Consider the following 24,263-nt stretch of genomic DNA (forward strand, 5'->3'; position numbering starts at 1 on the left):
GTTTCCCGTTTCCCGCTGGGGGCTTCGACACATGAATGAACTCATGAAAATTCTTGGCCAGACCGGCCAGGCGATGACCTTTGACCAGATCAAGATCCAGCTCGCATCGCCTGAGCAGATCCGTTCCTGGTCTTTTGGTGAAATCAAGAAGCCCGAAACCATCAACTACCGCACGTTCAAGCCTGAGCGTGATGGCCTGTTCTGCGCGCGTATTTTTGGCCCGATCAAGGACTACGAATGCCTGTGCGGCAAATACAAGCGCATGAAGTTTCGCGGGATTATCTGCGAAAAATGCGGTGTTGAAGTCACGCTGGCAAAAGTACGCCGCGAGCGTATGGGTCACATCCAGCTTGCGAGCCCCGTTGCCCATATCTGGTTCCTGAAATCCCTGCCGAGCCGTATCGGCCTGATGGTCGATCTGACCCTCAAGGATCTGGAAAAGGTTCTGTATTTCGAAAGCTATCTGGTTCTTGAGCCCGGTACGTCTCCCCTGAAGCAGTACTCCCTGCTGACCGAGGAACAGTATCTGGACGCCATGGACGAGTATGGCGACGAAGGTGTGGAAGTCGGTATTGGCGCTGAAGCCATTAAGAAGGTTCTTGAGCGGATCGACTGCGACGCCGAAAAGGTGGAACTGCGTCAGGATCTGAAAGAAACCACTTCGGAAGCCAAGCGCAAGAAGCTGGTCAAGCGCCTGAAGCTGGTTGAAGCCTTCGCGGAAAGCGGCTCACGCCCCGAGTGGATGATTCTGGACATGGTGCCGGTCATTCCCCCAGAACTGCGCCCGCTGGTGCCGCTGGATGGTGGCCGTTTCGCGACATCGGATCTGAACGATCTTTATCGTCGTGTTATCAACCGTAACAATCGTCTCAAGCGGCTGATGGAGCTGCGTGCGCCCGATATTATCGTGCGTAACGAAAAGCGCATGCTGCAGGAAGCGGTTGACGCCCTATTTGACAACGGTCGTCGTGGCCGCGCCATTACGGGTGCGAACAAGCGTCCGCTGAAGTCGCTCTCTGATATGCTCAAGGGCAAGCAGGGCCGCTTCCGTCAGAACCTTCTGGGTAAGCGCGTTGACTATTCTGGTCGTTCGGTCATCGTCGTGGGGCCGGAACTGAAGCTGCACCAGTGCGGTCTGCCCAAGAAGATGGCGCTGGAGTTGTTCAAGCCCTTCATTTACGCCAAGCTGGAAAAATACGGCCACGCCACCACCATCAAGGCGGCGAAGCGTATGGTGGAAAAAGAGCGTCCGGAAGTCTGGGATATCCTTGAAGAGGTTATCCGCGAGCATCCGGTTCTGCTCAACCGCGCACCGACCCTTCACCGACTGGGCATTCAGGCTTTCGAGCCGGTGCTGATTGAAGGCAAGGCCATCCAGCTTCACCCGCTGGTCTGCACCGCGTTCAATGCTGACTTCGATGGTGACCAGATGGCCGTGCACGTGCCGCTGAGCCTCGAAGCGCAGCTTGAAGCCCGCGTGCTGATGATGTCCACCAACAACATCCTCAGCCCGGCTAACGGCAAGCCGATCATCGTGCCGTCTCAGGATATCGTTCTGGGGCTGTATTACCTCAGCCTCGAAACGCCTGAGTTCAAGGTTGCGCTGGATCGTAGCGAATACGACAGCACAACCGGTGCCTTGATCAAAGAAGGCGCGCCGTCCTTCGCATCTGTCAGCGAAGTTGAATACGCACTCAGCGCGGGTGCTCTGAAACTGCATGACAAAATCCGTGCACGTTTCGAGCGCGTGGATGCAGAAGGCAACCGGCATATTGACGTGGCGGTTACAACGCCCGGTCGTGTGCTGATTGCGCAGATTCTGCCCAAGCACGCCGCGGTGCCGTTCTCGCTGATTAATCGCCAGCTGACCAAAAAAGCCGTCTCGGACGTGATCGACACCGTCTACCGTCATTGCGGTCAGAAGGAAGCGGTTATTTTCTGCGACCGCCTGATGGCCCTCGGGTTCCGTCACGCGGCCAAGGCCGGCATTTCCTTCGGCAAGGATGACATGATCATCCCGGCGGAAAAGAAGGAACTGGTTGATCGTACCGCAACCGAGGTGAAAGAGTTTGAACAGCAGTATCAGGACGGTCTGATCACGGCTGGTGAACGCTACAACAAGGTGGTTGACGCCTGGTCACGCTGCACGGACGAAGTCCAGGCCGCGATGACCAAGGAAATTTCGCGTCAGGAAATCGGCAAGCCCATCAACTCCGTGTGGATGATGAGCCACTCCGGGGCCCGTGGGTCGCCGGCTCAGATGAAGCAGCTTGCCGGTATGCGTGGTCTGATGGCCAAGCCGTCGGGTGAGATTATCGAACAGCCGATTATTGCCAACTTTAAAGAAGGCCTGTCGGTTCTCGATTACTTTACCTCTACCCACGGTGCCCGTAAGGGTCTGGCCGATACGGCGCTCAAGACAGCTAACTCCGGTTATCTGACCCGCCGTCTCGTTGACGTGGCACAGGACAGCATCATCATCGAAAATGATTGCGGCAGCGAACGCGGTCTGACTGTGCGTGCGGTTCTGGATGGTGGCGAAGTTGTCTCATCCCTTGCCGAGCGTATTCTGGGCCGTACTGTTGCCAGCGATGTGATCGACCCGGAAACGGGCACGGTGCTGCTGGCGCGCAATCATCTGATCGATGAGGCCGATGCCGAGCGCGTTGAAAAGGCAGGCGTGGAAACGGTGCATATCCGTTCCGTGCTAACCTGTGACAGCCGTATAGGTGTCTGCGGGCACTGCTATGGTCGTGATCTCGCACGCGGCACGCCGGTCAATATCGGTGAAGCCGTGGGTGTTATCGCAGCACAGTCCATCGGTGAGCCCGGCACTCAGCTGACTATGCGTACCTTCCATATCGGTGGTGCGGCACAGCGTGGCGCTGAGCAGTCCATGATCGAGGCCTCACGCGATGGTCGGATCATGATCCGTAACCGCAACGTCGTGCAGAACAGCCAAAACGTGCCGATTGTCATGGCCCGTAACTGCGAAATCCTGCTGACCGACGAGAACGGTGTGGAAAAGGCGCGTTATCGCGTGCCTTACGGTGCCAAACTGCTGGTCACTGATGGCGCACAGGTTACGCGTACGCAGAAGCTGGCTGAGTGGGACCCCTATACCCTGCCGATCATCACCGAAAAGGCCGGTAAGGTTGAGTATCTGGACCTGATCGATTCCATTACGCTGGTTGAGCGTATGGACGAAGTGACGGGCCTGACCTCAAAGGTGGTGGTTGACTACAAGCAGGCTGGCAAAGGCGTTGATCTGCGCCCGCGTCTGCAGCTCAAGGATGCCAACGGCGAAGTTATCAAGCTCGATAACGGGTCTGATGCACGCTACTTCCTCTCTCCCGAAACACTGCTTTCGGTTGAGAACGGAGCAGAGGTGCATGCGGGTGACGTGCTGGCACGTCTGCCGCGCGAAGGTTCCAAGACGCGTGATATTACCGGTGGTTTGCCGCGTGTTGCCGAACTGTTCGAAGCTCGTCGTCCGAAGGACCACGCGATCATCGCCGAAATGGAAGGTCGCGTTGAATTCGGCAAAGACTACAAGTCCAAACGCCGTATTGTCGTGAAGAACGATGAAACAGGTGATGAGCAGGAATATCTGATCCCCAAGGGTAAGCATATTTCCGTTCAGGAAGGTGACTTTGTCGAGAAGGGTGATCCGCTGGTCGATGGTCCCCGCGTGCCGCACGATATTCTGAAAGTCATGGGGGTTGAGGCGCTGTCCGACTACCTCATCAATGAAATTCAGGACGTCTATCGTCTGCAGGGCGTGAAAATCAACGACAAGCACATTGAGGTGATTGTTCGCCAGATGCTCCAGAAAGTTGAAATTCTGGAGCCGGGTGACACGACCTACCTTATTGGTGAAACCGTTGACCGCATTGAGTATGAGGCTGAAAATGCCAAATGCCTGAATGCGGGCGAACGTCCTGCGCTGGCTATGCCGGTTCTGCAGGGTATCACCAAGGCATCGCTGCAGACGCAGTCCTTCATCTCTGCCGCGTCCTTCCAGGAAACGACGCGCGTGCTGACGGAGGCCGCGACAGCCGGCAAGATCGACAGGCTGACAGGCCTGAAGGAAAACGTCATTGTCGGTCGTCTGATCCCGGCTGGCACAGGCAGTGTCATGAAGCGCCTGCGTGCCATTGCGGCAGAGCAGGACCGCCAGCGGGTAGGGCGGAGCGCTGCAGAGTAAGCGCTCAGGCTCCTGATGGTTACAGAGAAAAAGGATCGGCTTTGTGCCGGTCCTTTTTTTATGAGGGCAGGGTGATGCCCCGTAGAGAATCGCTAGGGAATGCTTGACTTCCCTGAGGGGGAAGGTTAGTTAGCACCCCTCAGCTTCGAGCATCATACGTGATGTTCGAGCAATCAGGTTCTCTGTACGAGTTTCCAGCATGCGGCAGGCTTCCGGTGGAAGCAGAGCCGGATGCCAATATAGCCTCATTCCGGCATCTGCCGGTTGGGATATTTTTAATGGAAGTCGGCAGCCCAGAAAAAGGCTGGCCGACCGAACTGTGTAAGGATCGGGAAAGGCGCATGCCGACCATCAACCAGCTCATTGCCAAGGGGCGTAAGCCTGCAGTCAAGCGCAATAAGGTGCCCGCGCTGCAGGGTTGCCCCCAGAAGCGCGGTGTCTGCACCCGCGTTTATACGACGACACCGAAAAAGCCGAACTCCGCCCTGCGTAAAGTTGCCAAGGTGCGTCTGACGAACGGCTATGAGGTGGTCAGCTATATTCCGGGTGAAGGTCATAACCTTCAGGAACATAGCGTTGTGCTGATCCGCGGCGGTCGAGTGAAGGACTTGCCGGGTGTTCGTTATCACATCCTTCGTGGTGTTCTCGATACGCAGGGTATCGCCAAGCGGCGTCAGCGTCGGTCGCTCTATGGCGCCAAGCGTCCGAAATAAGAGGAAGTCCAGGTATGAGTCGCCGTCATCGCGCCGTAAAGCGTGAGATCCTTCCCGATCCGAAGTTCGGAGACATCGTCATTACGCGTTTCATGAATGCGCTGATGTTCGATGGCAAGAAATCCACCGCAGAAAAGATCGTCTATGGCGCGCTTGACGCCATGGCGCGTCGGAGCGGCAACGCTCCCGACCCGATCGCTCTGTTTCATAGTGCGCTGGATAACGTAAAGCCGGCCGTTGAAGTGCGTTCCCGCCGTGTTGGTGGTGCGACCTATCAGGTGCCGGTTGAAGTTCGCACTGAGCGCCGTCAGGCGCTGGCTATCCGCTGGCTGATCGACGCTGCGCGCAAGCGTGGCGAGAACACCATGCAGGATCGTCTGTCTAACGAGCTGCTCGATGCGGTGAACAACCGCGGCGCGGCCGTCAAGAAGCGCGAAGACACGCATCGTATGGCAGAAGCCAACAAGGCATTCAGCCACTATCGTTGGTAACTCGTGAAAGTTCGCCTCTTCCCGTGTGGTGAGGCTGCTTGTAACAACTGCATCCCGATTGTTCTGGGGTATGGAGTAGACAATGGCTAAGGCTAAATTTGAGCGGAATAAACCGCACTGCAACATCGGCACCATTGGTCACGTTGACCATGGCAAGACCTCTCTGACCGCGGCTATCACCAAGACGCTGGCCAAGAAGGGCGGCGCGGTTTTCAAGGCGTATGACCAGATCGATGCGGCTCCTGAAGAGCGCGCTCGCGGCATCACCATCTCCACCGCTCACGTGGAATATGAAACCGACAACCGTCACTACGCTCACGTTGACTGCCCCGGACACGCCGACTACGTGAAGAACATGATCACGGGTGCGGCGCAGATGGACGGCGCTATCCTGGTTGTATCCGCTGCTGACGGCCCGATGCCCCAGACCCGCGAGCACATCCTGCTGGCGCGTCAGGTCGGTGTGCCGGCTCTGGTCGTGTTCCTGAACAAGGTTGACCAGGTTGACGATCCCGAGCTGCTCGAACTGGTTGAAATGGAAGTGCGCGAGCTGCTGTCTTCCTACCAGTTCCCCGGCGACGACATTCCGGTGATCAAGGGCTCCGCTCTGGTTACTCTGGAAGACGGCGACGTGGAAATCGGTGAAAACCGCGTTCTCGACCTGATGGCAGCTGTAGACAGCTACATCCCGCAGCCGGAGCGTCCGATTGATCGTCCGTTCCTGATGCCGATCGAAGACGTGTTCTCGATCTCTGGTCGTGGCACGGTGGTGACGGGTCGCGTTGAGCGTGGCGCCGTGAACGTGGGCGACGAAGTTGAAATCGTTGGCCTGAAGGACACGGTTAAGACGATCGTGACCGGCGTTGAAATGTTCCGCAAGCTGCTCGATCGTGGTGAAGCTGGCGACAACATCGGCGCGCTGCTGCGTGGCACGAAGCGTGAAGATGTCGAGCGCGGTCAGGTTCTGGCCAAGCCCGCTTCCATCACCCCGCACAAGAAGTTCAAGGCTGAAGCCTACATCCTGACGAAGGAAGAAGGTGGCCGTCATACGCCGTTCTTCACCAACTATCGTCCCCAGTTCTACTTCCGTACGACGGACGTGACGGGTGTTGTGCATCTGCCGGAAGGCACCGAAATGGTGATGCCGGGCGATAACTGCGCTATGGAAGTCGAGCTGATCGCTCCGATCGCCATGGACGAAGGTCTCCGCTTCGCTATCCGCGAAGGTGGCCGTACGGTTGGCGCGGGCGTTGTTGCTTCCATTATCGAGTAATCGATAAAGGGGTTTGAGACTGAGTGGCCCCCGGCCGAATTGTTCGGTCGGGGGTTTACTTGGCGGCCGGGTTTCTCCCGGACAAGTTAAGTGTTGGACTAAGAAACAAATGGACAACCAGAACATCCGCATTCGCCTGAAAGCGTACGATCATCGCGTGCTCGATAACAGCACGAAGGAAATCGTGAATACGGCGAAGCGTACGGGTGCGCGGGTTCGGGGTCCTATCCCGCTGCCGACGCATATCGAACGGTTTACGGTTAACCGTTCACCTCACGTAGACAAGAAGAGCCGCGAGCAGTTCGAAATCCGGACCCATCGCCGCCTGCTTGATATTGTTGAGCCCACTCCGCAGACCGTGGACGCTCTCATGAAGCTCGACCTCGCCGCTGGCGTTGATGTCGAGATCAAACTCTAAGGTCCAGACGATGCGCACCGGATTGATCGCAAAAAAGCTGGGCATGTCCCGGCTGTTCAAGGAAGACGGCACACATGTGCCTGTCACAGTTCTGCATATCGATGATGTGCAGGTGGTTGATGTTCGCACCCAGGAGCGGGATGGCTATGTGGCCGTTCAGTTGGGTATGGGCAACGCCAAGGTTAAAAACGTTTCCAAGCCCAATCGTGGCCATTTTGCCCGCGTGAAGGTTGAGCCCAAAAAGGTGGTTCGGGAATTCCGCGTGGCGGACGACGCTACGGTGGAAATCGGGGCCTCCCTGTCTGCTGCTCATTTTGTCGTTGGCCAGAAGGTTGACGTCACGGGTACCAGCAAGGGTAAGGGATTTGCTGGCGCGATGAAGCGCTGGAATTTTGCCGGTCTGGAAGCTACGCATGGTGTGTCTGTTTCGCACCGTTCGCATGGTTCGACCGGTAACCGCCAGGATCCCGGCAAGACCTTCAAAAACAAGAAAATGGCTGGTCATCTGGGCGATGAGCGCGTGACCACCTTGAACCTCGAAATTGCTGCGGTCGATCCGGAAAAGAATCTGGTCATGGTTCGGGGCTCCATTCCCGGTGCCAAGAACAGCGTCGTTCTCATCCGTGATGCGATCAAGAAAGCCCGCCATGGCGACGCGCCCTATCCGGCAGGCCTTGTGACGGCGGAAGGCTGAGATCATGGAAATCGAAATCAAGACACTTGATAACGGCACGGCTGGCTCTGCTACGCTGCCGGATGAACTTTTTGCGGTTGCTCCGCGCGCGGATATCATGGCGCGTGTTGTGCACTGGCAGCTGGCCAAGCGCCGCGCAGGCACGCACAAGGTCAAGGGCATGGGCGAAGTGTCCGGCACGACCAAAAAGCCTTACCGCCAGAAAGGCACCGGTAGCGCCCGTCAGGGTTCGCTCCGTGCGCCGCAGTATCGTACCGGTGGTGCGGTGCATGGTCCGGTTGTCCGTGATCACGGCTATGACCTGCCCAAGAAGGTGCGTCGCCTCGGCTGATTTCCGCTCTGTCGCAGAAAGCGAGGGACGGTAAGCTGATCGTTCTGCAGTCTGCTTCCGGCGTGAACAAGACCACCGAACTGGCGAAGAAGCTCAAAGGGCTTGGTCTGGTTTCCGCACTGATCGTTGATGGTGCCGTGGACGAAGGTTTCGTTCGTGCAGCCCGCAACCTGCCGCGGATCGACGTTCTGCCGACAATCGGCGCGAATGTTTATGACATTCTGAACCATGAGGTGCTTGCGATCACCCAGGCTGGCCTCGAAGGACTGAAGGAGCGCCTGGCATGACCAACATTCTTGCGCTGCGCAGGAAGGCCGAGCGTCTGTCTCGTGAGGCCCTGTGCGATATCGTTCGTGCACCTGTTATTACCGAAAAGGCTTCTGGTCTTTCGGAAAAGAACCAGGTGGTTTTCAAGGTTGCGATCTCAGCAAGCAAGCCTGAAATCAAGGTTGCGGTTGAAACGCTGTTCGGCGTCAAGGTTGTTGGCGTCAACACCCTTGTCCAGAAGGGCAAGACCAAGCGCTTCAAGGGGCGCGTGGGGCAGCGTTCCGACGTGAAGAAAGCGTTCATTCAGCTCGCTGAAGGTCAGTCCATTGACCTTACGGCCAAGCTGGCGTGAGCAGGGGTAGAAACAAATGGCACTGAAGCACTTTAATCCTGTCACGCCGAGCATGCGTGGTACGGTTCTGATTGACAGGGCTGACCTTTGGAAGGGCAAGCCGGTCAAGCAGCTGACCGAAGGTAAGAACAAGTCGGGCGGTCGTAATAACAACGGCCGTATCACTTCCCGCTTCCGTGGGGGTGGTCACAAGCAGTCCTATCGTTACGTTGACTTCAAGCGTCGCAAGTTTGATGTTGTCGGCACGGTGGAGCGTCTGGAATATGACCCCAACCGTACGGCCTTCATCGCACTGGTGAAGTATGAAGATGGTGAACTGGCCTATATCCTGGCTCCGCAGCGTCTGAAGGTTGGCGATTCCGTCATCTCCGGTGCGCGCGTGGATATCAAGCCGGGCAACGCCATGCCTCTGTCTGCCATTCCGGTTGGCACCATTGTGCATAACATCGAACTGAAGCAGGGTGCTGGCGGCAAGATGGCGCGTTCCGCAGGAACGTACGCCCAGCTGGTCGGCAAGGATTCTGGCTATGCCAGATCAAGCTGCAGTCCGGTGAACTGCGCGTTGTGCGCGGCGAATGCATGGCAACTGTTGGCGCGGTTTCAAACCCCGACAACATGAACCAGCACATGGGTAAGGCAGGGCGTACGCGCTGGCTGGGCCGTCGTCCGCATAACCGCGGCGTGGTCATGAACCCGGTCGATCATCCGCATGGTGGTGGTGAAGGGCGTACTTCGGGCGGCCGTCATCCGGTTACGCCGTGGGGCAAGCCGACTAAAGGTTATAAAACTCGGGTCAACAAGCGGACGGACAGCCTGATTATCCGTCGCCGGAAGACCGGCAAGTAAGGGGCAATAGAAGATGGCACGTTCCGTCTGGAAAGGTCCGTTCGTCGACGGGTATCTGCTGAACAAGGCTGAAGCATCCCGCGCATCGGGCCGTAACGAAGTGATCAAGATCTGGTCACGTCGTTCGACAATTCTCCCCCAGTTCGTGGGGTTGACGTTTGGTGTTTACAACGGTCAGAAGTTCCTGCCTGTGCAGGTGACGGAGAACATGGTTGGCCATAAGTTTGGCGAATTTTCTCCCACCCGTACATTCCACGGGCATGGTGCTGACAAAAAGTCTAAGCGGGGCTGAGAGCAAAGATGAGCAAGCCGAAGCATCCGCGCACGCTCGCGGAAACCGAAGCGCAAGCTGTCACGCGTAACATCCGGGTCAGCCCCCGCAAGCTGAATCTTGTGGCGGGTCTTATCCGCAACAAGTCGGCTTCCCAGGCGATTGCGACGCTGACATTCTCCAAGCGTCGTATTGCCCAGGACGTCAAGAAGACGCTTGAGAGTGCTATTGCCAACGCGGAAAACAATCACCAGCTGGACGTTGACCAGCTCGTGGTGAAGGCCGTGGAAGTGGGCAAGTCCATTGTGATGCGTCGTTTTCATGCTCGCGGTCGTGGTCGTTCCGCGCGCGTCGAGAAGTTCTTCAGCCATCTGAAGATTGTTGTGGCCGAACGGGCGGTAGAGCCTGAAGCGGCTTCCTCCGAGCAGAAGGCGGCCTGAGTATGGGGCATAAAGTCAATCCGATCGGGCTGCGGCTCGGCATCAACCGCACGTGGGATAGCCGTTGGTACGCTGGTGCCGACTATTCTCGCCTGCTGCATGAAGACCTGAAGCTGCGTGCGTTCCTGCGCCGCAAGCTGGCGGGTGCGGGCGTGTCCCGCGTGGTGATCGAACGCCCGGCTAAAAAGCCGCGCGTTACCATCTACGCGGCTCGTCCTGGCGTGGTGATCGGCAAGAAGGGTCAGGATATCGATGCTCTGCGCAAAGAGCTGACCCGTATGGCTGGCACCGAGGTTGCGCTGAACATTGTTGAAATCCGCAAGCCGGAAATCGACGCAACTCTGGTTGCAGAAAACATTGCCCAGCAGCTTGAGCGCCGCGTTGCGTTCCGCCGTGCAATGAAGCGCGCCGTGCAGTCCGCCATGCGTCTTGGTGCGCAGGGTATTCGTATCAACTGCTCCGGCCGTCTGGGTGGTGCTGAAATCGCGCGTATCGAATGGTACCGCGAAGGACGCGTGCCCCTTCACACGCTGCGTGCCGATATTGATTACGGCACAGCAACCGCAATGACCACGTATGGCACATGCGGTGTGAAGGTCTGGATCTTCAAGGGTGAAATTCTTGCCCATGATCCGTTGGCTCAGGATCGCCGGGCGGCCGAACAGGCTCCTCAGCGCTGAGGAGAGGATAAAAGACAATGCTTTCCCCGAAGCGGACAAAGTTCCGTAAAGCTCATAAAGGCCGTATTCACGGCCTTGCCAAAAGTGGCACCACGCTGAACTTCGGCACCTTTGGTCTGAAGGCCCTGCAGCCCGAACGGATCACGGCTCGCCAGATCGAAGCCTCCCGTCGGGCCATCACCCGCGCGATGAAACGTGCCGGCCGTGTCTGGATTCGTATTTTTCCTGACATTCCGGTCTCGACAAAGCCTGCGGAAGTGCGTATGGGCTCCGGTAAAGGTTCTCCCGAATTCTGGGTGGCCCGTGTGAAGCCTGGTCGCATCCTGTTCGAGATCGAAGGTGTGTCCCCGGAACTGGCGCGTGAAGCGCTGGCTCTCGGTGCGGCAAAACTGCCGATCAAGACCAAGTTTGTGACCCGAATTGGAGATGCCTGAGATGGTAAAGGCAACCAAGCCTGCTGATTTGCGCACAAAGACCCCGGACGAGCTGCAGGCTCGTCTGGTGGAACTGAAGCGTGAACAGCTCAACCTGCGTTTCCAGCAGGCCACGGGTCAGACCGAATCGCAGAGCCGTGTTCGTGCGGTTCGCCGTGAAATTGCGCGCATCAAAACGATTGCCGCGCAGAATGCTAAGACAGTGGCGGGTGCGCAAACATCCGCCGCCAATGCCTGAGGAGAGTTAGCCGATGCCAAGGCGCGTCCTGAGCGGGCGTGTGACTAGCGACAAGATGGACAAGACCATTACGGTTATTGTCGAGCGTCGCGTCATGCATCCGCTGTATAAGAAGTTCATTCGTCGCTCGAAGAAGTATGCGGCGCATGATGAAGACAATCTGTGCAAGGTGGGTGACGCCGTGCGCATTGTCGAATGCCCGCCGATTTCGCGGCGTAAGACGTGGACCGTGATTTCCCGCAACGGCGAAGCCGTGGGCGCGGAAGTTGGCGCGTCGGCCTAACGTAAGGATATCAGGTTATGATCCATCCCGAGACCAACCTTGACGTGGCGGATAACTCCGGCGCGCGTCAGGTGCAGTGCATCAAGGTGCTGGGCGGTTCCAAGCGGAAGTCTGCCTCGGTCGGCGACGTGATCGTCGTTTCCGTCAAGGAAGCCATTCCCCGTGGGAAGGTCAAGAAGGGCGACGTTCACCAGGCCGTTATCGTGCGGACTTCCTATCCGGTCCGCCGGCCTGATGGCAGCGCCATCCGTTTCGACCGGAACGCGGCGGTGCTCATCAACAAGCAGCAGGAGCCGATCGGTACCCGTATCTTTGGCCCGGTTGTGCGTGAACTGCGTGCGAAGAAGTTCATGAAGATCATCTCTCTGGCGCCGGAGGTGCTGTAATGGCTGCCCGTATTAAAAAAGGTGATACGGTCCTCGTCATCAGCGGTTCCTCCAAAGGGACGCAGGGGGAAGTTCTCGAGGTTCGCCCGACTGAAGACCGTGCGGTTGTTCGTGGTGTTGCGGTGGCCAAGCGCCACCAGCGCGCTCGTCGCATGGGTGAGGAAGGCGGTATCATCGCTCGTGAAGCGCCCGTCCATCTCTCCAACCTGAAGCTGGTCGACCCTGCATCCAAGAAGCCCACGAAAGTCGGTTTCCGCGTGCTGGAAGATGGTCGTAAGGTTCGTGTCGCTAAGGCGACTGGTGAAGTGATTGAAGGCTGAGAGACCAGGAATGAGTGCGAATAACGAAAGTCGTTCCATCCCGCGCTTTCAGCAGCGCTATGAGAACGAACTGCGTGCCAAGCTGAAAGAGCAGTTTGGCTACGGCAACGAGATGCAGGTTCCGCGTCTGGAAAAAATCGTCCTGAATATGGGCGTTGGCGAAGCTGCGGGCGATCAGAAGAAGCTTGATGCCGCTGTGGCGGAAATGACGCTGATCGCAGGCCAGAAGCCGGTCAAGACCTTGGCTAAAAAAGCTATCGCGGGTTTCAAAATCCGTGAAGGTCTGCCGATTGGCTGCAAGGTAACGCTGCGTAGCGCTCGGATGTATGAATTCCTTGACCGTCTGGTCACGATCGCGATGCCCCGCATCCGCGATTTCCGTGGTCTGCCGGCTGGCAAGGGGTTTGACGGGCGCGGTAATTTTGCTCTGGGTCTGAAAGAGCAGATCGTGTTCCCTGAAATCGATTACGACAAGGTGGACGAAGTCCGCGGTATGGATGTCGTGTTCGTGACCAGTGCGAAAACGGATGCTGAAGCTAAGGCTCTGTTGAAGGCGTTTGATCTTCCCTTCGCTGGGTGATATCAGGCTGGCTTTATTGTGTGATCTTGGAAAACCGTCGAAGGTTTTCGAAGGGTTCCGGAGGTAATCGAGTATGGCTAAAACATCTGCCATCCTGCGTAATGCGAAGCGCGCGCGCATGGCGGCACGTGACAAAGAGAAGCGTACAGCTCTCAAGAATATCGTGAAGGATCGGGCTCTCCCCGTGGAGGACCGGTTTGAAGCGTCTTTGAAGTTGGCTGAGCTGCCGCGTAATGGTTCGCGCGTTCGCGTGCGTCTGCGCTGCAAGCTGACCGGTCGTTCTCGTGGTAACTACCGCAAGTTCGAGCTGTGTCGTGTCGCTTTCCGTGATCTGGCATCGACTGGCCAGATTCCGGGAGTGGTCAAAGCTAGCTGGTAAGGGCGGGATATGTCACTTTCTGATCCGTTGGGTGATATGCTCACCCGTATTCGCAACGCTCAGCGTGCGCGTCACAACTCCTGCGTTGCGCCGGCTTCCAGCCTGCGTGTGAACGTGCTGGAGGCGCTGCAGCGCGAGGGTTATATCCGTGGGTACAAGCGTGAAGAAGTCCGTAAGGGCATCGCGCAGCTGCACATCGAGCTGAAATATGCCGAAGGTGAGCCGGTTATCCGCGAGATCCAGCGCGTTTCTCGCCCTGGGCGTCGCGTTTATTCGAAAATTAAAGAACTGCCGCGTGTGCGCGCAGGGCTGGGTGTTTCCATCCTGTCCACGCCGCGTGGTGTTCTGTCCGATGTAGAGGCACGGGCCGCCAATGTTGGCGGTGAAGTCCTCTGCCGCGTGTTCTGAGGAGGGATACATGTCACGTGTAGGCAAATATCCCGTTGACGTGCCGGCGGGGGTTACCGTTTCTGTCGTTGACGGCGTGTTTAAGGCTAAAGGCAAGCTCGGTGAGCTTTCTCTGCCGATTTCCACGCACGTTACGGCTGAAGTGCAGGAAAGTCAGGTTGTTGTGCAGCCTATCGGTACGGCCAGTCAGGCTCGTATGATGTGGGGCACAACCCGGGCGCTGATTGCTTCGGCTGTTAAGGGTGTTTCTGAGGGTTTTTCCAAGACTCTGGAAATCAACGGCACCGGTTACCGTGCGGCGGTGCAGGGTTCCAACCTCGTTATGAACCTTGGCTTCTCCCATGACGTGATCTACCCGATCCCGGCTGGCATCAAGATTTCAACGCCGCGGCCGACCGCCGTTGTTGTTGAAGGTATTGATAAGCAGCGGGTTGGTCAGGTGGCTCTGGACATTCGTAGCTATCGTAAGCCGGAACCTATAAGGGTAAGGGCGTGCGCTACGATACGGAGACCATTCGTCGCAAGGAAGGCAAGAAGAAATAATGAGCAATCAGCAGGAATTGCGGAACCGGCGGCGCGCGCGTCTCCGTTTCCAGCTTCGCCGCAAGGCTGCTGGCCGTCCGCGTTTGTCGGTCTTCCGGTCTGGCAAGAACATCTATGCGCAGGTCATTGACGATGCTCAGGGCGTGACCCTGGCCGCCGCGTCCACCCTGGATAAAGAACTGCGGAGCGCGCTCAAGAGCGGTGCTACGCAGGAAAGCGCTGGTGCAGTTGGTAAGCTGGTTGCCCAGCGCGCCGTTGCAGCAGGTGTATCCCAGGTTGTTTTCGACAGGGGGTCTTATCTTTATCACGGGCGCGTCAAGGCCCTGGCGGAGGCGGCCCGTGAGGGCGGTCTCTCCTTCTAAGGAAAGGATCACGCAATGGCTCGTGAACCAAGAGAAGGCGGTCGAGGCGGCCGTGAGCGTGAGCGCGAAGCTGATGAGCTGGTTGACAAGCTGGTCACCATCAATCGCGTTGCGAAGGTTGTAAAAGGTGGTCGGCGTTTTGCGTTTGCCGCTCTGGTTGTCGTTGGTGACCAGAAAGGTCGCGTAGGCTACGGCGCGGGTAAAGCCCGTGAAGTGCCGGAAGCGATCCGTAAGGCAACGGAACGCGCCAAGCGCAGCATGATCCGCGTTCCTATGAAGGAAGGCCGGACCCTGCATCACGATGTTGCCGGTCACTTCGGTGCTGGTAAGGTTGTTCTGCGTTCGGCTGAAGCCGGGACCGGGATCATCGCTGGTGGTCCGATGCGCGCTGTGTTTGAAAGCCTGGGCATTAACGATGTGGTGGCGAAGTCCCTCGGGACCCGCAACCCGCATAACATGGTCAAGGCGACGTTTGACGCCCTGACGCGTTGCGCTAGCCCCCGTGCAGTGGCCAACCGTCGCGGTAAGAAAGTTGCCGAGATTTTTGGCAAGCGCGATCAGGCTGCCGGAGCGGAGGCCGCTGATGTCTGAGAAAAAAACCTTCAAGGTTGTGCAGGTGGCGTCCGGAAACGGACGCAAACCCGGCCAGCAGGCAACCCTTGTGGGGCTGGGTCTGAACAAGATCGGCCGCGAAAAGGTTCTGGAAGATACGCCGTCCACACGGGGTATGGTCCGCAAAGTGGCCCACCTGGTGAAGGTGGAGGATTGAAATGAAGCTGAACGAACTTCGTGATAACGAAGGCTCCCGCTATCGCAAGAAGCGGCTCGGCCGTGGTATCGGGTCCGGCAAGGGCAAGACATCAGGTAAGGGTGTGAAAGGCCAGAAGGCTCGTGAGGGCGTGTCTCTCAACGGGTTTGAAGGTGGTCAGCTCCCTATCTACCGTCGTATGCCCAAGCGCGGCTTCAAGAACATCTTCCGCAAGGTGTATGCACCGGTAAACCTGGGCGCCATTGAGCAGGCCCTGACCGATGGCAAGCTGGAATCAGCCGCTCCCGTGACGGAAGCAGCGCTGAAGAAGGCTGGTCTGGTCGGTTCCGGCAAATACGCGGGTGTCCGTATTCTTGGTGAAGGTGAACTGACCAAGGGTGTGGCATTCGAGGTGTCGGGTGTTTCCGCTGCTGCTCGCGTTGCCATCGAAAAGGTTGGGGGCAGCATCAAGCTGCTCGCGCCTGTGGCGGTGGAAGCCAGCGCGTCCTGAGTATGACAGGGGAGAGAGCAGTGATCAAAGCTGTTCTCTCTTCTTCGCGTACGACTGGAAATGCTGTCTGGAATTTTTCAGACCATCATACCAGCGTCTCCACGTTTCGTGGCGGCGCTGTTTGTGTGAAAGGACGGATGCATGGCTTCCGCGGCTGAGCAGCTGGCTGCCAATTTCAATGTTGGTTCATTCGCCAAGGCGACTGAACTGAAAAAGCGGATCTGGTTCACGCTTGGTGCACTGATTGTCTATCGCCTTGGCACGTACATTCCGGTTCCCGGAGTGGATGCTACGGTCATGGGGCAACTGCTTGCACAGAACCAGGGTGGTATTCTGGGCATGTTCAACATGTTTACGGGCGGTGCGCTGGGGCGCATGACCGTATTCGCGCTGAATATCATGCCGTATATTTCCGCCTCCATTATCGTTCAGCTTATGTCTACCGCTCTTCCCGCTCTTGAGGCGCTCAAGAAGGAAGGTGAGCAGGGGCGTAAGAAGCTGAATGAATATACGCGTTATCTGACCGTGATCATTGCGATCGTTCAGGCCTACAGCATCGCTTTTGGTCTGGAGAACGTCCATGACGGTACGGCGGTGGTTAATCCTGGTCCGTTGTTCCTGATCACCTGTGTGACCGCTCTTGTCGGGGGCACGATGTTCCTGATGTGGCTTGGGGAACAGATAACATCCCGTGGGGTGGGTAACGGCATATCGCTGATTATCTTCACCGGCATTGTCGCCAATCTGCCTCAGGCTCTGGCAAGCCTTTTCCAGCTTGGATACACAGGAGCCCTGTCTCCTTTCTTTGTGCTGCTGTTTCTGGTGCTGGCCATCGGAACCATCATGTTCATCGTGTTCATGGAGCAGGCGCAGCGTCGGGTTGTGATCCAGTATCCCAAACGGCAGGTCGGTCAGCGCATGTTTGGTGGTGATACCACGCATATGCCGCTGAAAGTGAACACGGCTGGCGTTATTCCGCCGATCTTTGCTTCGTCGGTATTGCTGTTGCCGGTGACACTGCAGGGCATCATGAGTGGGAAGAACCTGCCAGGCTGGCTGTCCTTTCTGGGGCAGGAACTGGGGCAGGGGCAGCCACTGTATATGCTGTTCTATGCGGCCATGATCGTGTTCTTCTCGTATTTCTATGCGGCGGTTACCTTCAACCCGGCGGAAACGGCGGATAACCTGCGCAAGCAGGGAGGGTTCATTCCCGGTGTGCGGCCGGGTGCGTCAACAGCAACCTATTTTGACCGTATCCTGACGCGTCTGACGACTATTGGTGCGGCCTATATGGTTGCCGTGTGTCTGCTGCCCCAAATTCTGGTCAGTCACTACAATGTGCCGTTTTATTTCGGCGGGACGAGCCTGATTATTATCGTGTCGGTTACGATTGATACGGTAACACAGATCCAGTCTCATCTTGTAGCGCACCAGTATCAGGGCTTGATGCGCAAGGGCCGGAGTGGCCGGAAACAGAGGATCATCAGGCGATGAATATTATTTTTCTCGGGCCTCCTGGGGCAGGGAAAGGCACCCAGTCCAAACTGCTGGAAGATCAGCACGGACTGGTTCAGATCTCTACGGGCGATATGCTGCGTGCCGAAGTGGCGCGTGGTTCGACCGTAGGGCAGGAAGCCAAAAGCCTGATGGATGCTGGCAAGCTCGTTCCAGACGCGCTGATCATTGCCATGCTCAAGGGGCGGATCGCTCAGGCTGATTGCCAGAACGGCTTTATCCTTGATGGTTTCCCCCGCACGCTGGCTCAGGCCGAAGCGCTTGACGAGATGCTGAAAGCGGATGGGAAAAGCATTGATGTGGTGCTGTTCCTCGATGTCGATGAAGACATTTTGGCTGACCGTATTTCCGGACGGTTTACCTGCGCGAACTGCGGACGCACCTATAACGAGGTATCTAACCCGCCGCGTGTTGCCGGTGAGTGCGATGCCTGTGGCAGCCATGACTTTACACGCCGTGCCGACGACAAGCGTGAGACGGTTGTGGAGCGTCTGAAAGAATACCGGAAACTGACCGCACCGATTCTGCCGTTTTATGAAAAAACGGGTCGTCTGCACTCCATTAACGGGATGTTGCCGGCTGCCGAAGTCACGGCGGAAATTAAAGCGGCTCTTGGAGAAATCCCCAAGATCACGCAAAAGTGATCTGTTTTCGTTGACTTGTGCCGGTGGCCAGTATATTTCGCGGCCACCAGAACGAAATCCGCCCTGCACTCAGGGCATGTTTGAGTCGTTCGTTATCATGGCGGACGAACAGGAGAGAAAGCGTGGCACGTATTGCCGGCGTGAATGTCCCGACCACCAAGCGGGTTGTGATCGGGCTTCAGTATATTTATGGAATTGGCGCGACCAGGGCTGCCGAAATCTGCAAGGCCACGGGCATTGCAGAAACGAAGCGCGTGAACGAGCTCAGCGATGATGAAGTGCAGAAGCTGCGCGAAGTTATCGACACCGATTACCGCGTGGAAGGCGACCTCCGCCGCGAAGTGGCAATGAACATCAAGCGTCTGATGGATCTGGGTTGCTACCGTGGCCTGCGCCACCGTCGTGGCCTGCCGGTTCGCGGTCAGCGCACTCACACCAACGCCCGCACCCGTAAGGTAAGGCTGTGGCGATCGCTGGCAAGAAGAAAGCCACGCGTTAATCCTGAATGCTACAAGCCCGGCCTGCATAGGCTGGCTCGGGCAGGGACTGAGGTAAAAAGACATGGCGAAAGCCGCAACACCGCGTATTCGCAAAAAAGAACGCAAGAACATTATTTCCGGCGTGGCGCACGTGCTCTCCACGTTCAACAACACCATGATCACCATTTCCGATGCTCAGGGGAACGCGATTTCCTGGTCTTCGGCTGGTGCGCAGGGTTTCAAGGGGTCACGGAAATCCACGCCGTATGCGGCACAGGTTGCGGCTGAAGATGCCGGGCGCAAAGCGCGCGAACACGGTATGGAAACGCTGGAAATCGAAGTGTCCGGTCCTGGTTCGGGCCGTGAAAGCGCCCTGCGTGCCCTGCAGGCCGTTGGTTTCACGATCACGTCTATCCGTGATATGACGCCGGTTCCGCACAATGGATGCCGGCCGCGCAAGCGTCGCCGCGTCTAAGCGCCTGATCCATCTGACGGCTTTCTCATGAAAGCTGTCAGATGGACGTTGTGTCCACTTCAGAGAAATCGCTGCCAGGCAGTGGTTTTTCGTATTGAAAGGCCGGTACGTTGGTCCTTCAGAAAAACTGGCAATCTCTGATCAAGCCCGAAAAGCTTGAAGTCGAATCCGGAGTGGAGCCCGCACGTATTGCAACCGTAGTGGCCGAACCGCTTGAACGCGGCTTTGGTATGACACTGGGTAATGCACTGCGGCGTATCCTTCTGTCTTCCCTTCAGGGGGCGGCGGTTACGGCGGTTCAGATTGATGGCGTTCTGCACGAGTTTTCGTCCGTTTCGGGCGTGCGTGAAGATGTCACGGATATTGTGCTGAACATCAAGCAGCTCGCGCTGCGGATGCATGGCGAAGGCCCCAAGCGCATGGTGCTGACGGCCACGGGTCCGGGCGAAGTGCGCGCCAGCCAGATCCAGACCGGGCATGATATTGAAATCATGAACCCCGATCTCGTGATCTGCACGCTCGATGACGGTGTCAAGCTGGGCATGGAGTTCATTGTCAACATGGGTAAGGGCTATGTCCCTGCAGCTGCGAACCGGCCGGAAGACGCGCCGATCGGGCTGATCCCTGTTGATGCGATCTACTCGCCCGTCAAGCGCGTGTCTTACAAGGTTGACCCGACCCGTGTTGGTCAGGTGACTGACTATGACAAGCTGCTGCTGACGGTTGAAACCAACGGTGCGGTAACGCCTGAAGATGCGGTGGCTCTGGCTGCCCGTATTCTGCAGGATCAGCTTCAGCTGTTCATCAACTTCGATGAGCCGCGTCCGGTTCAGGCTGATGAGCCTGAAGACGACCTGCCGTTCAACCGCAATCTGCTGCGGAAGGTGGATGAGCTCGAACTGTCTGTTCGTAGCGCAAACTGCCTGAAGAACGACAATATCATCTACATTGGGGATCTGGTTCAGAAGAGCGAGCAGGAAATGCTTCGCACGCCGAATTTTGGCCGTAAGTCCCTGAATGAAATCAAGGAAGTCCTGACCTCTATGGGACTGGCCCTTGGCATGAACGTGCCGGCCTGGCCGCCGGAAAATATCGAAGAGCTGGCCAAGCGGCTTGATGAGCCGTTCTGAGCTGACTTTTCATCGATTTAGGAACTGAACCATGCGTCACCGTGTTGCCGGCCGTAAGCTCGGCGTTACTTCTTCCCATCGTGCAGCCATGTTCCGCAACATGGCTGTTGCCCTGATCAAGCACGAGCAGATCACGACGACCCTGCCCAAGGCGAAAGAACTTCGCCCGGTGGTGGAAAAGCTGATCACGCTCGGCAAGCGGGGCGACCTGCATGCTCGCCGTCAGGCTTTTGCTCAGCTGCGTGATGATGTGATTGTCCGCAAGCTGTTCGCTGCTGTGGCGGAACGCTACAAGGGCCGCAACGGTGGTTACACCCGCGTTCTGCGCGCTGGCGTGCGTTATGGCGATGCCGCTCCCATGGCGGTGATCGAACTGGTTGACCGCGATGTGAGCGCGAAGGGCCAGGACAGCGGCCCCCGCCCGCAGGTGGAAGACTCTCAGGATCTGGCGGCCTGATTTTACTCAGCCCCGGAACAGGAAAAGCTGGCTCTTCACGGAGCCAGCTTTTTTTACGTGTGCATGCTTGCTTTGGCGGATAGCCAGCGCATCGAGAGTGCTTTTGATTGTGTGGAATAGATATTCCACGATTTATTATTGCAACATATAGTCGGGTTCCATCCTTGCACGATTTTGTTGCGTGGGTAGGAGTGAGAGGATCATATGATGCGTAGGTTTTTCAGTGTGCTTTTGGGCGCGCTGCTGCTGATGGTGGCAGCATTCAGCCCGGCCCGGGCCGCGGAGACGATCCGGATTGGTTATATTCCAGTGCTGGGTTCATCCGCGCTGTTTGTTCTGGATGGCAAGGGCTGGGCGAAGGAAGCCGGGCTGGATGTGGAACTGGTGCGGTTTACATCCGGGCCGCAGGCTATTCAGGCACTGACATCGGGCAGGATTGACGGTTATGTGGCCGGGGTGCTGCCGCTGTTACAAGCTCGCGCGCATGGCGTGGACGTGAAGGTAGTGGCCGCTGCGTCGATCGAGGAACTCTCGGTAGTGGCGCGTGGCAAGCTGGCTGCGGAACTGCCCAAGGACGGAACAGCCCTGACCTCCGCTATCGTCAAGGCCGCACTGGAACGCTTTACGACCGAGCAGGGGCACCCCCCGCGCATTGCGGCACAACCGCCCGGCTCTGTTCCTGACACCCTGCTACGCTACTGGCTGAAAAAGCAGCTTGGTTTTGCAGACCCTGCAAAGGCGGCCTCTATCGTGGGTGTGGGTATTGATGCGGCACAGCAGGCTTTTCTGGCTGATGCGGTGGATGCCGTTGTGCTGCGTGAACCTGCTCTGACGGTGGTTGATATCAAAGTGCCTGATTTGCGCGTGCTTGCAACCGGGCATGACATGATGCCTGAGCAGCCCGGCTCGGTGCTGGCGCTGGTTAAACCCGATGCGGCCGACCATCAGGCATGGGCCAAAACACTGACAGCGCTTTTTGTGCGCGCCACCACGCTGCTGGCCCAGCACCCGGATGAAGCACTGCCGTATGTGCAGAAAGCTTTGGGTGGCGGCATGCTGGATGATGCCGTGCTGAAAAAAGCTCTCGAACATTCAGCGCCGTATTTCATCAGTGACCCCAGCCGTATCGAGGCAGGTGTTGCGGCATTGCAGGATTTCGAAGTCGAACTCGGTCTGCTGCGCAAAGCTGACCCGGTGAGCGACTTGTTTAATAAGACCTTGTGGCAGACTGCACCGTGAAAGAACGCCTGAGTAGTCGTTTACGTCTGGGGCTTGGCATCTTTGGTCTGGCTGTTTTTTTCGGTAGTTGGCAGGCGGCGGTGCGGCTTGGCTGGCTACCGGGCAATATGGTGCCAGCACCACTGGACCTTGGCCCCGCATGGTTGGCGGAAGTCAGGGGCGGGTTCTGGCAGCAGGCTATTCAGGACAGTCTGGGGCATTACTGCCTCGGGCTGTTGATTGGTTCCACGCTGGGTACTGGGGTGGGCCTGCTCTGCGGCATGAACCGTATTCTGGATAGCCTGCTCGAAGGGGTGGTGCGTCTGCTCAGGCCCGTGCCGGGGTTGGCATGGGTGCCTTTTGCCATTCTGTGGTTTGGCCTCAGCACGGCGGGGGCAACGTTTGTTATCGCTATTTCCGTGTTCTGGATTAATTTCTATGCGGCCTATGGGGCGGTGCGTGGCGTTGACCCGGAGTTTTTCGAGCTTGCCGCGGCCTTTGGACATGGTGGCTTTATGGCGCGCCTGCTCAAAGTGGTGCTGCCCGCCTCCATGCCGGGTATTCTGGCGGGACTGCGTACAGGGCTTGGGCAGGGCTGGATGTCTGTTGTGGCGGCTGAACTGTTCGGGGTACCGGGCATTGGTGCGCGTATGATGCAGGCCTCCAGCCTGTTGGCCACCGATGTTGTGGTGGTGTACATGCTGACGATGGCGCTGCTTTACGCCATTACCGATTTTCTGTTCGGCTTTGTTCGGGGATATTTGCTCAAGTGGCAGCCATGACTGACGCGACGTGTGTTGCCAGCCTTGAGCAGGCTGGTTTTTCGCATGATGGTGGTGCGCATTTTGTTTTCAGGCATGTCAGCCTGACACTGACGCGCGGCGAGTTTGTGGCCGTGCTCGGGCCTTCGGGCGTGGGTAAATCGACCTTGCTGCGGGTGCTGATGGGGCTGGTACAGCCTACGGAAGGGCAGGTGGGCGGTGTGGCCTGTGCTGCCGGGGCAGTGGCTTCACAAGCGCCTGGTAGGCGTAGCAGGGCCATGGTCTTTCAGGATGCGCGGCTGCTGCCATGGCGCTCGGTTTTGCGCAATGTCGAGTTCGGGCTGGAAGGGCTGGGCCTGAACAGGGCTGAGCGTGACCGGCGTGCGCGTGAGGCCCTGCGGCTTGTTGGACTGGAGCAGGAGGGCGGGCGCTGGCCTCGCAGGCTTTCAGGCGGGCAGAGACAACGTGTGGGTGTGGCCCGCGCACTGACGGTCGATCCTGACCTGCTGCTGATGGATGAGCCATTTGGCGCGCTTGACGCCATTACCCGCACGGGGTTGCAGGATGAACTGCGCCGGATCTGGCAGCAGACAGGCAAGACGGTTCTTTTCGTTACCCATGATATTGAAGAAGCACTGCGCCTTGCCACACGGATTATTGTGCTGGCAGGAGGCTCACCCGCCCATATTGTAGGCGAAATCGAGCCGACAGAGGCGCAGAGAAACCCTGAAACGCAGGACTTCGCGCAATGTGCCGCCCAGTTGCGGGCGTTGATCGCGCATTAAAAAACAGGTCGCCAAAGCTCGGCTTGGCCGGGCTATGGTACTTGTTGTGCATCCAGAGGCGATTTGCTGCGTTATCGTATCAAGAAGCAGGAAGGCGTTTTGCATGAGCAGGCATGACGGAGCCAGATACAGGCTGGAAGAGGGTATCAGCCCTCTGCGTGACGGGCTGAAGGTGTTTTCAGTCATGTCCGTGGCTATGATGCGCTTGGGCCTGCACAGCGAAGTCTGGCGGTGGATCGGCTGCGCGATGGGGTGATTGACCGGCCCCGTACCACCCTTGTGCTGGCGGCTGGTGTCGCAGCACTTGTGGGCGTTTTTCTGCGGCGTTTTGGATAAGTTTTCTGGGTAATGGATAAGGAGAGCGGACGTGCTTAAGCTGGCTTTGTTTTTTCTGGTTATTTCGCTTGTCGCGGGTCTGTTCGGCTTTGGCGGCATTTCATCTGCCGCGGCAGGCATGGCCAAAATTCTGTTCTTTATCGCCATTGTCCTGTTTGTCGTGTTTCTGGTGGTGGCGCTCCTTGCCGGACGCGCGGTCATGAAATAGCGCAAAAAAAAACCGTCTGGTTTTCCAGACGGGGTTTTAAGAGAGATAAACCAAAAAGGGCCGGAACCGACGCTTGGATG

Annotated in this window: 32 protein-coding genes and 4 pseudogenes; all 36 read left to right on the plus strand. The window is 57.6% G+C overall.

The genetic code is table 11. From position 1 onward, the window contains the following. The first annotated feature begins 31 nt into the window (after positions 1-31). The 36 genes and pseudogenes from rpoC (at position 32) to JCM25143_RS21350 (ending at position 24,183) form a co-directional block, all read left to right on the plus strand. Complete coding sequence (rpoC, locus tag JCM25143_RS04670) at positions 32-4,207, plus strand: DNA-directed RNA polymerase subunit beta' (RefSeq protein WP_025860194.1); 4,176 nt, start codon at positions 32-34, stop codon at positions 4,205-4,207. Between the two features lie 341 nt (positions 4,208-4,548). Further along, on the plus strand, positions 4,549-4,920 hold the full coding sequence (gene rpsL / locus JCM25143_RS04675; protein ID WP_003622698.1) for a 30S ribosomal protein S12: 372 nt from the start codon (positions 4,549-4,551) through the stop codon (positions 4,918-4,920). Positions 4,921-4,934: 14 nt separating this feature from the next. Beyond that, positions 4,935-5,411 carry a 30S ribosomal protein S7 gene (gene rpsG / locus JCM25143_RS04680; RefSeq protein WP_025860195.1) on the plus strand — a complete coding sequence of 159 codons (477 nt, stop codon included), beginning with the start codon at positions 4,935-4,937 and terminating at the stop codon, positions 5,409-5,411. Positions 5,412-5,493: 82 nt separating this feature from the next. Then, the gene (tuf, locus tag JCM25143_RS04685; RefSeq protein WP_025860196.1) at positions 5,494-6,684 is read left to right on the plus strand and encodes an elongation factor Tu; all 1,191 of its coding nucleotides are present in this window, start codon (positions 5,494-5,496) and stop codon (positions 6,682-6,684) included. 109 nt (positions 6,685-6,793) lie between these two features. Further along, positions 6,794-7,102: a 30S ribosomal protein S10 gene (gene rpsJ / locus JCM25143_RS04690; protein WP_007282720.1), complete on the plus strand. Its 309-nt coding sequence runs from the start codon at positions 6,794-6,796 to the stop codon at positions 7,100-7,102. Between the two features lie 10 nt (positions 7,103-7,112). After that, positions 7,113-7,796 carry a 50S ribosomal protein L3 gene (rplC, locus tag JCM25143_RS04695; RefSeq protein WP_025860197.1) on the plus strand — a complete coding sequence of 228 codons (684 nt, stop codon included), beginning with the start codon at positions 7,113-7,115 and terminating at the stop codon, positions 7,794-7,796. Between the two features lie 4 nt (positions 7,797-7,800). Then, positions 7,801-8,414, plus strand: a pseudogene (gene rplD, locus JCM25143_RS16940) (50S ribosomal protein L4). Between the two features lie 35 nt (positions 8,415-8,449). Then, complete coding sequence (locus JCM25143_RS04705; RefSeq protein WP_199897828.1) at positions 8,450-8,746, plus strand: 50S ribosomal protein L23; 297 nt, start codon at positions 8,450-8,452, stop codon at positions 8,744-8,746. Between the two features lie 16 nt (positions 8,747-8,762). After that, positions 8,763-9,592: pseudogene (gene rplB, locus JCM25143_RS16945) on the plus strand (50S ribosomal protein L2). A gap of 13 nt (positions 9,593-9,605) precedes the next feature. Beyond that, positions 9,606-9,884 carry a 30S ribosomal protein S19 gene (gene rpsS, locus JCM25143_RS04715; protein ID WP_025860199.1) on the plus strand — a complete coding sequence of 93 codons (279 nt, stop codon included), beginning with the start codon at positions 9,606-9,608 and terminating at the stop codon, positions 9,882-9,884. A gap of 8 nt (positions 9,885-9,892) precedes the next feature. Further along, complete coding sequence (gene rplV, locus JCM25143_RS04720; RefSeq protein ID WP_025860200.1) at positions 9,893-10,303, plus strand: 50S ribosomal protein L22; 411 nt, start codon at positions 9,893-9,895, stop codon at positions 10,301-10,303. A gap of 2 nt (positions 10,304-10,305) precedes the next feature. Next, on the plus strand, positions 10,306-10,983 hold the full coding sequence (rpsC, locus tag JCM25143_RS04725) for a 30S ribosomal protein S3 (protein WP_025860201.1): 678 nt from the start codon (positions 10,306-10,308) through the stop codon (positions 10,981-10,983). Positions 10,984-11,000: 17 nt separating this feature from the next. Next, positions 11,001-11,417, plus strand: coding sequence for a 50S ribosomal protein L16 (gene rplP / locus JCM25143_RS04730; protein ID WP_025860202.1), 417 nt, complete (start codon positions 11,001-11,003; stop codon positions 11,415-11,417). Between the two features lies 1 nt (position 11,418). Beyond that, entirely contained in the window at positions 11,419-11,655 is a 237-nt protein-coding gene (rpmC, locus tag JCM25143_RS04735) for a 50S ribosomal protein L29 (protein WP_025860203.1), read from the plus strand. A gap of 13 nt (positions 11,656-11,668) precedes the next feature. Next, positions 11,669-11,938, plus strand: coding sequence for a 30S ribosomal protein S17 (gene rpsQ / locus JCM25143_RS04740; protein WP_025860204.1), 270 nt, complete (start codon positions 11,669-11,671; stop codon positions 11,936-11,938). A 17-nt stretch (positions 11,939-11,955) separates the two neighbouring features. Continuing rightward, the gene (gene rplN, locus JCM25143_RS04745; RefSeq protein ID WP_025826951.1) at positions 11,956-12,324 is read left to right on the plus strand and encodes a 50S ribosomal protein L14; all 369 of its coding nucleotides are present in this window, start codon (positions 11,956-11,958) and stop codon (positions 12,322-12,324) included. Further along, complete coding sequence (gene rplX / locus JCM25143_RS04750; protein WP_025860205.1) at positions 12,324-12,644, plus strand: 50S ribosomal protein L24; 321 nt, start codon at positions 12,324-12,326, stop codon at positions 12,642-12,644. The genes rplN and rplX overlap by 1 nt, the downstream gene beginning before the upstream one ends. A 10-nt stretch (positions 12,645-12,654) precedes the next feature. Further along, positions 12,655-13,224, plus strand: coding sequence for a 50S ribosomal protein L5 (gene rplE, locus JCM25143_RS04755; RefSeq protein ID WP_035370484.1), 570 nt, complete (start codon positions 12,655-12,657; stop codon positions 13,222-13,224). A gap of 73 nt (positions 13,225-13,297) precedes the next feature. Next, complete coding sequence (gene rpsN / locus JCM25143_RS04760) at positions 13,298-13,603, plus strand: 30S ribosomal protein S14 (RefSeq protein ID WP_025860207.1); 306 nt, start codon at positions 13,298-13,300, stop codon at positions 13,601-13,603. 9 nt (positions 13,604-13,612) lie between these two features. Further along, complete coding sequence (gene rpsH, locus JCM25143_RS04765) at positions 13,613-14,011, plus strand: 30S ribosomal protein S8 (RefSeq protein ID WP_025860208.1); 399 nt, start codon at positions 13,613-13,615, stop codon at positions 14,009-14,011. Between the two features lie 10 nt (positions 14,012-14,021). Beyond that, positions 14,022-14,554 (plus strand): annotated as a pseudogene (gene rplF / locus JCM25143_RS04770) (50S ribosomal protein L6). After that, a complete protein-coding gene (gene rplR / locus JCM25143_RS04775; RefSeq protein ID WP_025860210.1) occupies positions 14,554-14,916 on the plus strand; it encodes a 50S ribosomal protein L18 in 363 nt (120 codons plus the stop codon). Before rplF ends, rplR begins: the two are co-directional and overlap by 1 nt. 15 nt (positions 14,917-14,931) lie before the next feature. Next, positions 14,932-15,507, plus strand: a complete 576-nt coding sequence (gene rpsE, locus JCM25143_RS04780) for a 30S ribosomal protein S5 (protein ID WP_025860211.1) — start codon at positions 14,932-14,934, stop codon at positions 15,505-15,507. Further along, positions 15,500-15,685 (plus strand): 50S ribosomal protein L30, encoded by a 186-nt coding sequence (gene rpmD / locus JCM25143_RS04785; protein ID WP_025860212.1) that lies wholly within the window; start codon positions 15,500-15,502, stop codon positions 15,683-15,685. The genes rpsE and rpmD overlap by 8 nt, the downstream gene beginning before the upstream one ends. A 1-nt stretch (position 15,686) precedes the next feature. Next, a complete protein-coding gene (rplO, locus tag JCM25143_RS04790) occupies positions 15,687-16,175 on the plus strand; it encodes a 50S ribosomal protein L15 (RefSeq protein WP_025860213.1) in 489 nt (162 codons plus the stop codon). A 141-nt stretch (positions 16,176-16,316) separates the two neighbouring features. Beyond that, positions 16,317-17,669: a preprotein translocase subunit SecY gene (gene secY, locus JCM25143_RS04795; protein WP_025860214.1), complete on the plus strand. Its 1,353-nt coding sequence runs from the start codon at positions 16,317-16,319 to the stop codon at positions 17,667-17,669. After that, positions 17,666-18,334, plus strand: a complete 669-nt coding sequence (locus JCM25143_RS04800) for an adenylate kinase (RefSeq protein ID WP_025860215.1) — start codon at positions 17,666-17,668, stop codon at positions 18,332-18,334. Before secY ends, JCM25143_RS04800 begins: the two co-directional genes overlap by 4 nt. Before the next feature lie 122 nt (positions 18,335-18,456). Next, positions 18,457-18,833, plus strand: a pseudogene (gene rpsM, locus JCM25143_RS16950) (30S ribosomal protein S13). Positions 18,834-18,895: 62 nt separating this feature from the next. Further along, positions 18,896-19,288 (plus strand): 30S ribosomal protein S11, encoded by a 393-nt coding sequence (rpsK, locus tag JCM25143_RS04810; protein ID WP_003622750.1) that lies wholly within the window; start codon positions 18,896-18,898, stop codon positions 19,286-19,288. A gap of 110 nt (positions 19,289-19,398) precedes the next feature. Beyond that, positions 19,399-20,418, plus strand: a complete 1,020-nt coding sequence (locus tag JCM25143_RS04815) for a DNA-directed RNA polymerase subunit alpha (protein WP_025860217.1) — start codon at positions 19,399-19,401, stop codon at positions 20,416-20,418. Between the two features lie 31 nt (positions 20,419-20,449). After that, complete coding sequence (gene rplQ, locus JCM25143_RS04820) at positions 20,450-20,875, plus strand: 50S ribosomal protein L17 (protein ID WP_025860218.1); 426 nt, start codon at positions 20,450-20,452, stop codon at positions 20,873-20,875. Positions 20,876-21,079: 204 nt separating this feature from the next. After that, positions 21,080-22,114: an ABC transporter substrate-binding protein gene (locus JCM25143_RS04825; RefSeq protein WP_025860219.1), complete on the plus strand. Its 1,035-nt coding sequence runs from the start codon at positions 21,080-21,082 to the stop codon at positions 22,112-22,114. Then, positions 22,111-22,875 (plus strand): ABC transporter permease, encoded by a 765-nt coding sequence (locus JCM25143_RS04830; protein ID WP_025860220.1) that lies wholly within the window; start codon positions 22,111-22,113, stop codon positions 22,873-22,875. The genes JCM25143_RS04825 and JCM25143_RS04830 overlap by 4 nt, the downstream gene beginning before the upstream one ends. Then, positions 22,872-23,639, plus strand: a complete 768-nt coding sequence (locus JCM25143_RS04835; protein ID WP_051542923.1) for an ABC transporter ATP-binding protein — start codon at positions 22,872-22,874, stop codon at positions 23,637-23,639. The genes JCM25143_RS04830 and JCM25143_RS04835 overlap by 4 nt, the downstream gene beginning before the upstream one ends. Positions 23,640-23,742: 103 nt before the next feature. Then, positions 23,743-23,895: a hypothetical protein gene (locus JCM25143_RS22260; RefSeq protein ID WP_159101588.1), complete on the plus strand. Its 153-nt coding sequence runs from the start codon at positions 23,743-23,745 to the stop codon at positions 23,893-23,895. 111 nt (positions 23,896-24,006) lie between these two features. Continuing rightward, positions 24,007-24,183 carry a DUF1328 domain-containing protein gene (locus JCM25143_RS21350; protein ID WP_025860222.1) on the plus strand — a complete coding sequence of 59 codons (177 nt, stop codon included), beginning with the start codon at positions 24,007-24,009 and terminating at the stop codon, positions 24,181-24,183. Positions 24,184-24,263: the final 80 nt, after the last annotated feature.

Source organism: Acetobacter papayae JCM 25143, from assembly GCF_000613285.1.
In the GTDB taxonomy this organism is placed as follows: domain Bacteria; phylum Pseudomonadota; class Alphaproteobacteria; order Acetobacterales; family Acetobacteraceae; genus Acetobacter; species Acetobacter papayae.

What these genes read in the sequence shown, in the direction of transcription:
- rpsN (WP_025860207.1), top strand. Translation starts at nt 13,298, where the DNA reads ATGGCTAAAACATCTGCCATCCTGCGTAATGCGAAGCGCGCGCGCATG.
- rpsQ (WP_025860204.1), top strand. Translation starts at nt 11,669, where the DNA reads ATGCCAAGGCGCGTCCTGAGCGGGCGTGTGACTAGCGACAAGATGGAC.
- rpsK (WP_003622750.1), top strand. Translation starts at nt 18,896, where the DNA reads ATGGCGAAAGCCGCAACACCGCGTATTCGCAAAAAAGAACGCAAGAAC.
- JCM25143_RS22260 (WP_159101588.1), top strand. Translation starts at nt 23,743, where the DNA reads ATGAGCAGGCATGACGGAGCCAGATACAGGCTGGAAGAGGGTATCAGC.
- rpsJ (WP_007282720.1), top strand. Translation starts at nt 6,794, where the DNA reads ATGGACAACCAGAACATCCGCATTCGCCTGAAAGCGTACGATCATCGC.
- rplN (WP_025826951.1), top strand. Translation starts at nt 11,956, where the DNA reads ATGATCCATCCCGAGACCAACCTTGACGTGGCGGATAACTCCGGCGCG.
- rplR (WP_025860210.1), top strand. Translation starts at nt 14,554, where the DNA reads ATGAGCAATCAGCAGGAATTGCGGAACCGGCGGCGCGCGCGTCTCCGT.
- rpsC (WP_025860201.1), top strand. Translation starts at nt 10,306, where the DNA reads ATGGGGCATAAAGTCAATCCGATCGGGCTGCGGCTCGGCATCAACCGC.
- tuf (WP_025860196.1), top strand. Translation starts at nt 5,494, where the DNA reads ATGGCTAAGGCTAAATTTGAGCGGAATAAACCGCACTGCAACATCGGC.
- JCM25143_RS04800 (WP_025860215.1), top strand. Translation starts at nt 17,666, where the DNA reads ATGAATATTATTTTTCTCGGGCCTCCTGGGGCAGGGAAAGGCACCCAG.
- rpoC (WP_025860194.1), top strand. Translation starts at nt 32, where the DNA reads ATGAATGAACTCATGAAAATTCTTGGCCAGACCGGCCAGGCGATGACC.
- rplQ (WP_025860218.1), top strand. Translation starts at nt 20,450, where the DNA reads ATGCGTCACCGTGTTGCCGGCCGTAAGCTCGGCGTTACTTCTTCCCAT.
- rplO (WP_025860213.1), top strand. Translation starts at nt 15,687, where the DNA reads ATGAAGCTGAACGAACTTCGTGATAACGAAGGCTCCCGCTATCGCAAG.
- rpsL (WP_003622698.1), top strand. Translation starts at nt 4,549, where the DNA reads ATGCCGACCATCAACCAGCTCATTGCCAAGGGGCGTAAGCCTGCAGTC.
- JCM25143_RS04835 (WP_051542923.1), top strand. Translation starts at nt 22,872, where the DNA reads ATGACTGACGCGACGTGTGTTGCCAGCCTTGAGCAGGCTGGTTTTTCG.
- rplE (WP_035370484.1), top strand. Translation starts at nt 12,655, where the DNA reads ATGAGTGCGAATAACGAAAGTCGTTCCATCCCGCGCTTTCAGCAGCGC.
- rpmD (WP_025860212.1), top strand. Translation starts at nt 15,500, where the DNA reads ATGTCTGAGAAAAAAACCTTCAAGGTTGTGCAGGTGGCGTCCGGAAAC.
- rplP (WP_025860202.1), top strand. Translation starts at nt 11,001, where the DNA reads ATGCTTTCCCCGAAGCGGACAAAGTTCCGTAAAGCTCATAAAGGCCGT.
- rplC (WP_025860197.1), top strand. Translation starts at nt 7,113, where the DNA reads ATGCGCACCGGATTGATCGCAAAAAAGCTGGGCATGTCCCGGCTGTTC.
- rpsG (WP_025860195.1), top strand. Translation starts at nt 4,935, where the DNA reads ATGAGTCGCCGTCATCGCGCCGTAAAGCGTGAGATCCTTCCCGATCCG.
- rplX (WP_025860205.1), top strand. Translation starts at nt 12,324, where the DNA reads ATGGCTGCCCGTATTAAAAAAGGTGATACGGTCCTCGTCATCAGCGGT.
- rplV (WP_025860200.1), top strand. Translation starts at nt 9,893, where the DNA reads ATGAGCAAGCCGAAGCATCCGCGCACGCTCGCGGAAACCGAAGCGCAA.
- rpsE (WP_025860211.1), top strand. Translation starts at nt 14,932, where the DNA reads ATGGCTCGTGAACCAAGAGAAGGCGGTCGAGGCGGCCGTGAGCGTGAG.
- rpsS (WP_025860199.1), top strand. Translation starts at nt 9,606, where the DNA reads ATGGCACGTTCCGTCTGGAAAGGTCCGTTCGTCGACGGGTATCTGCTG.
- secY (WP_025860214.1), top strand. Translation starts at nt 16,317, where the DNA reads ATGGCTTCCGCGGCTGAGCAGCTGGCTGCCAATTTCAATGTTGGTTCA.
- rpsH (WP_025860208.1), top strand. Translation starts at nt 13,613, where the DNA reads ATGTCACTTTCTGATCCGTTGGGTGATATGCTCACCCGTATTCGCAAC.
- rpmC (WP_025860203.1), top strand. Translation starts at nt 11,419, where the DNA reads ATGGTAAAGGCAACCAAGCCTGCTGATTTGCGCACAAAGACCCCGGAC.
- JCM25143_RS04825 (WP_025860219.1), top strand. Translation starts at nt 21,080, where the DNA reads ATGATGCGTAGGTTTTTCAGTGTGCTTTTGGGCGCGCTGCTGCTGATG.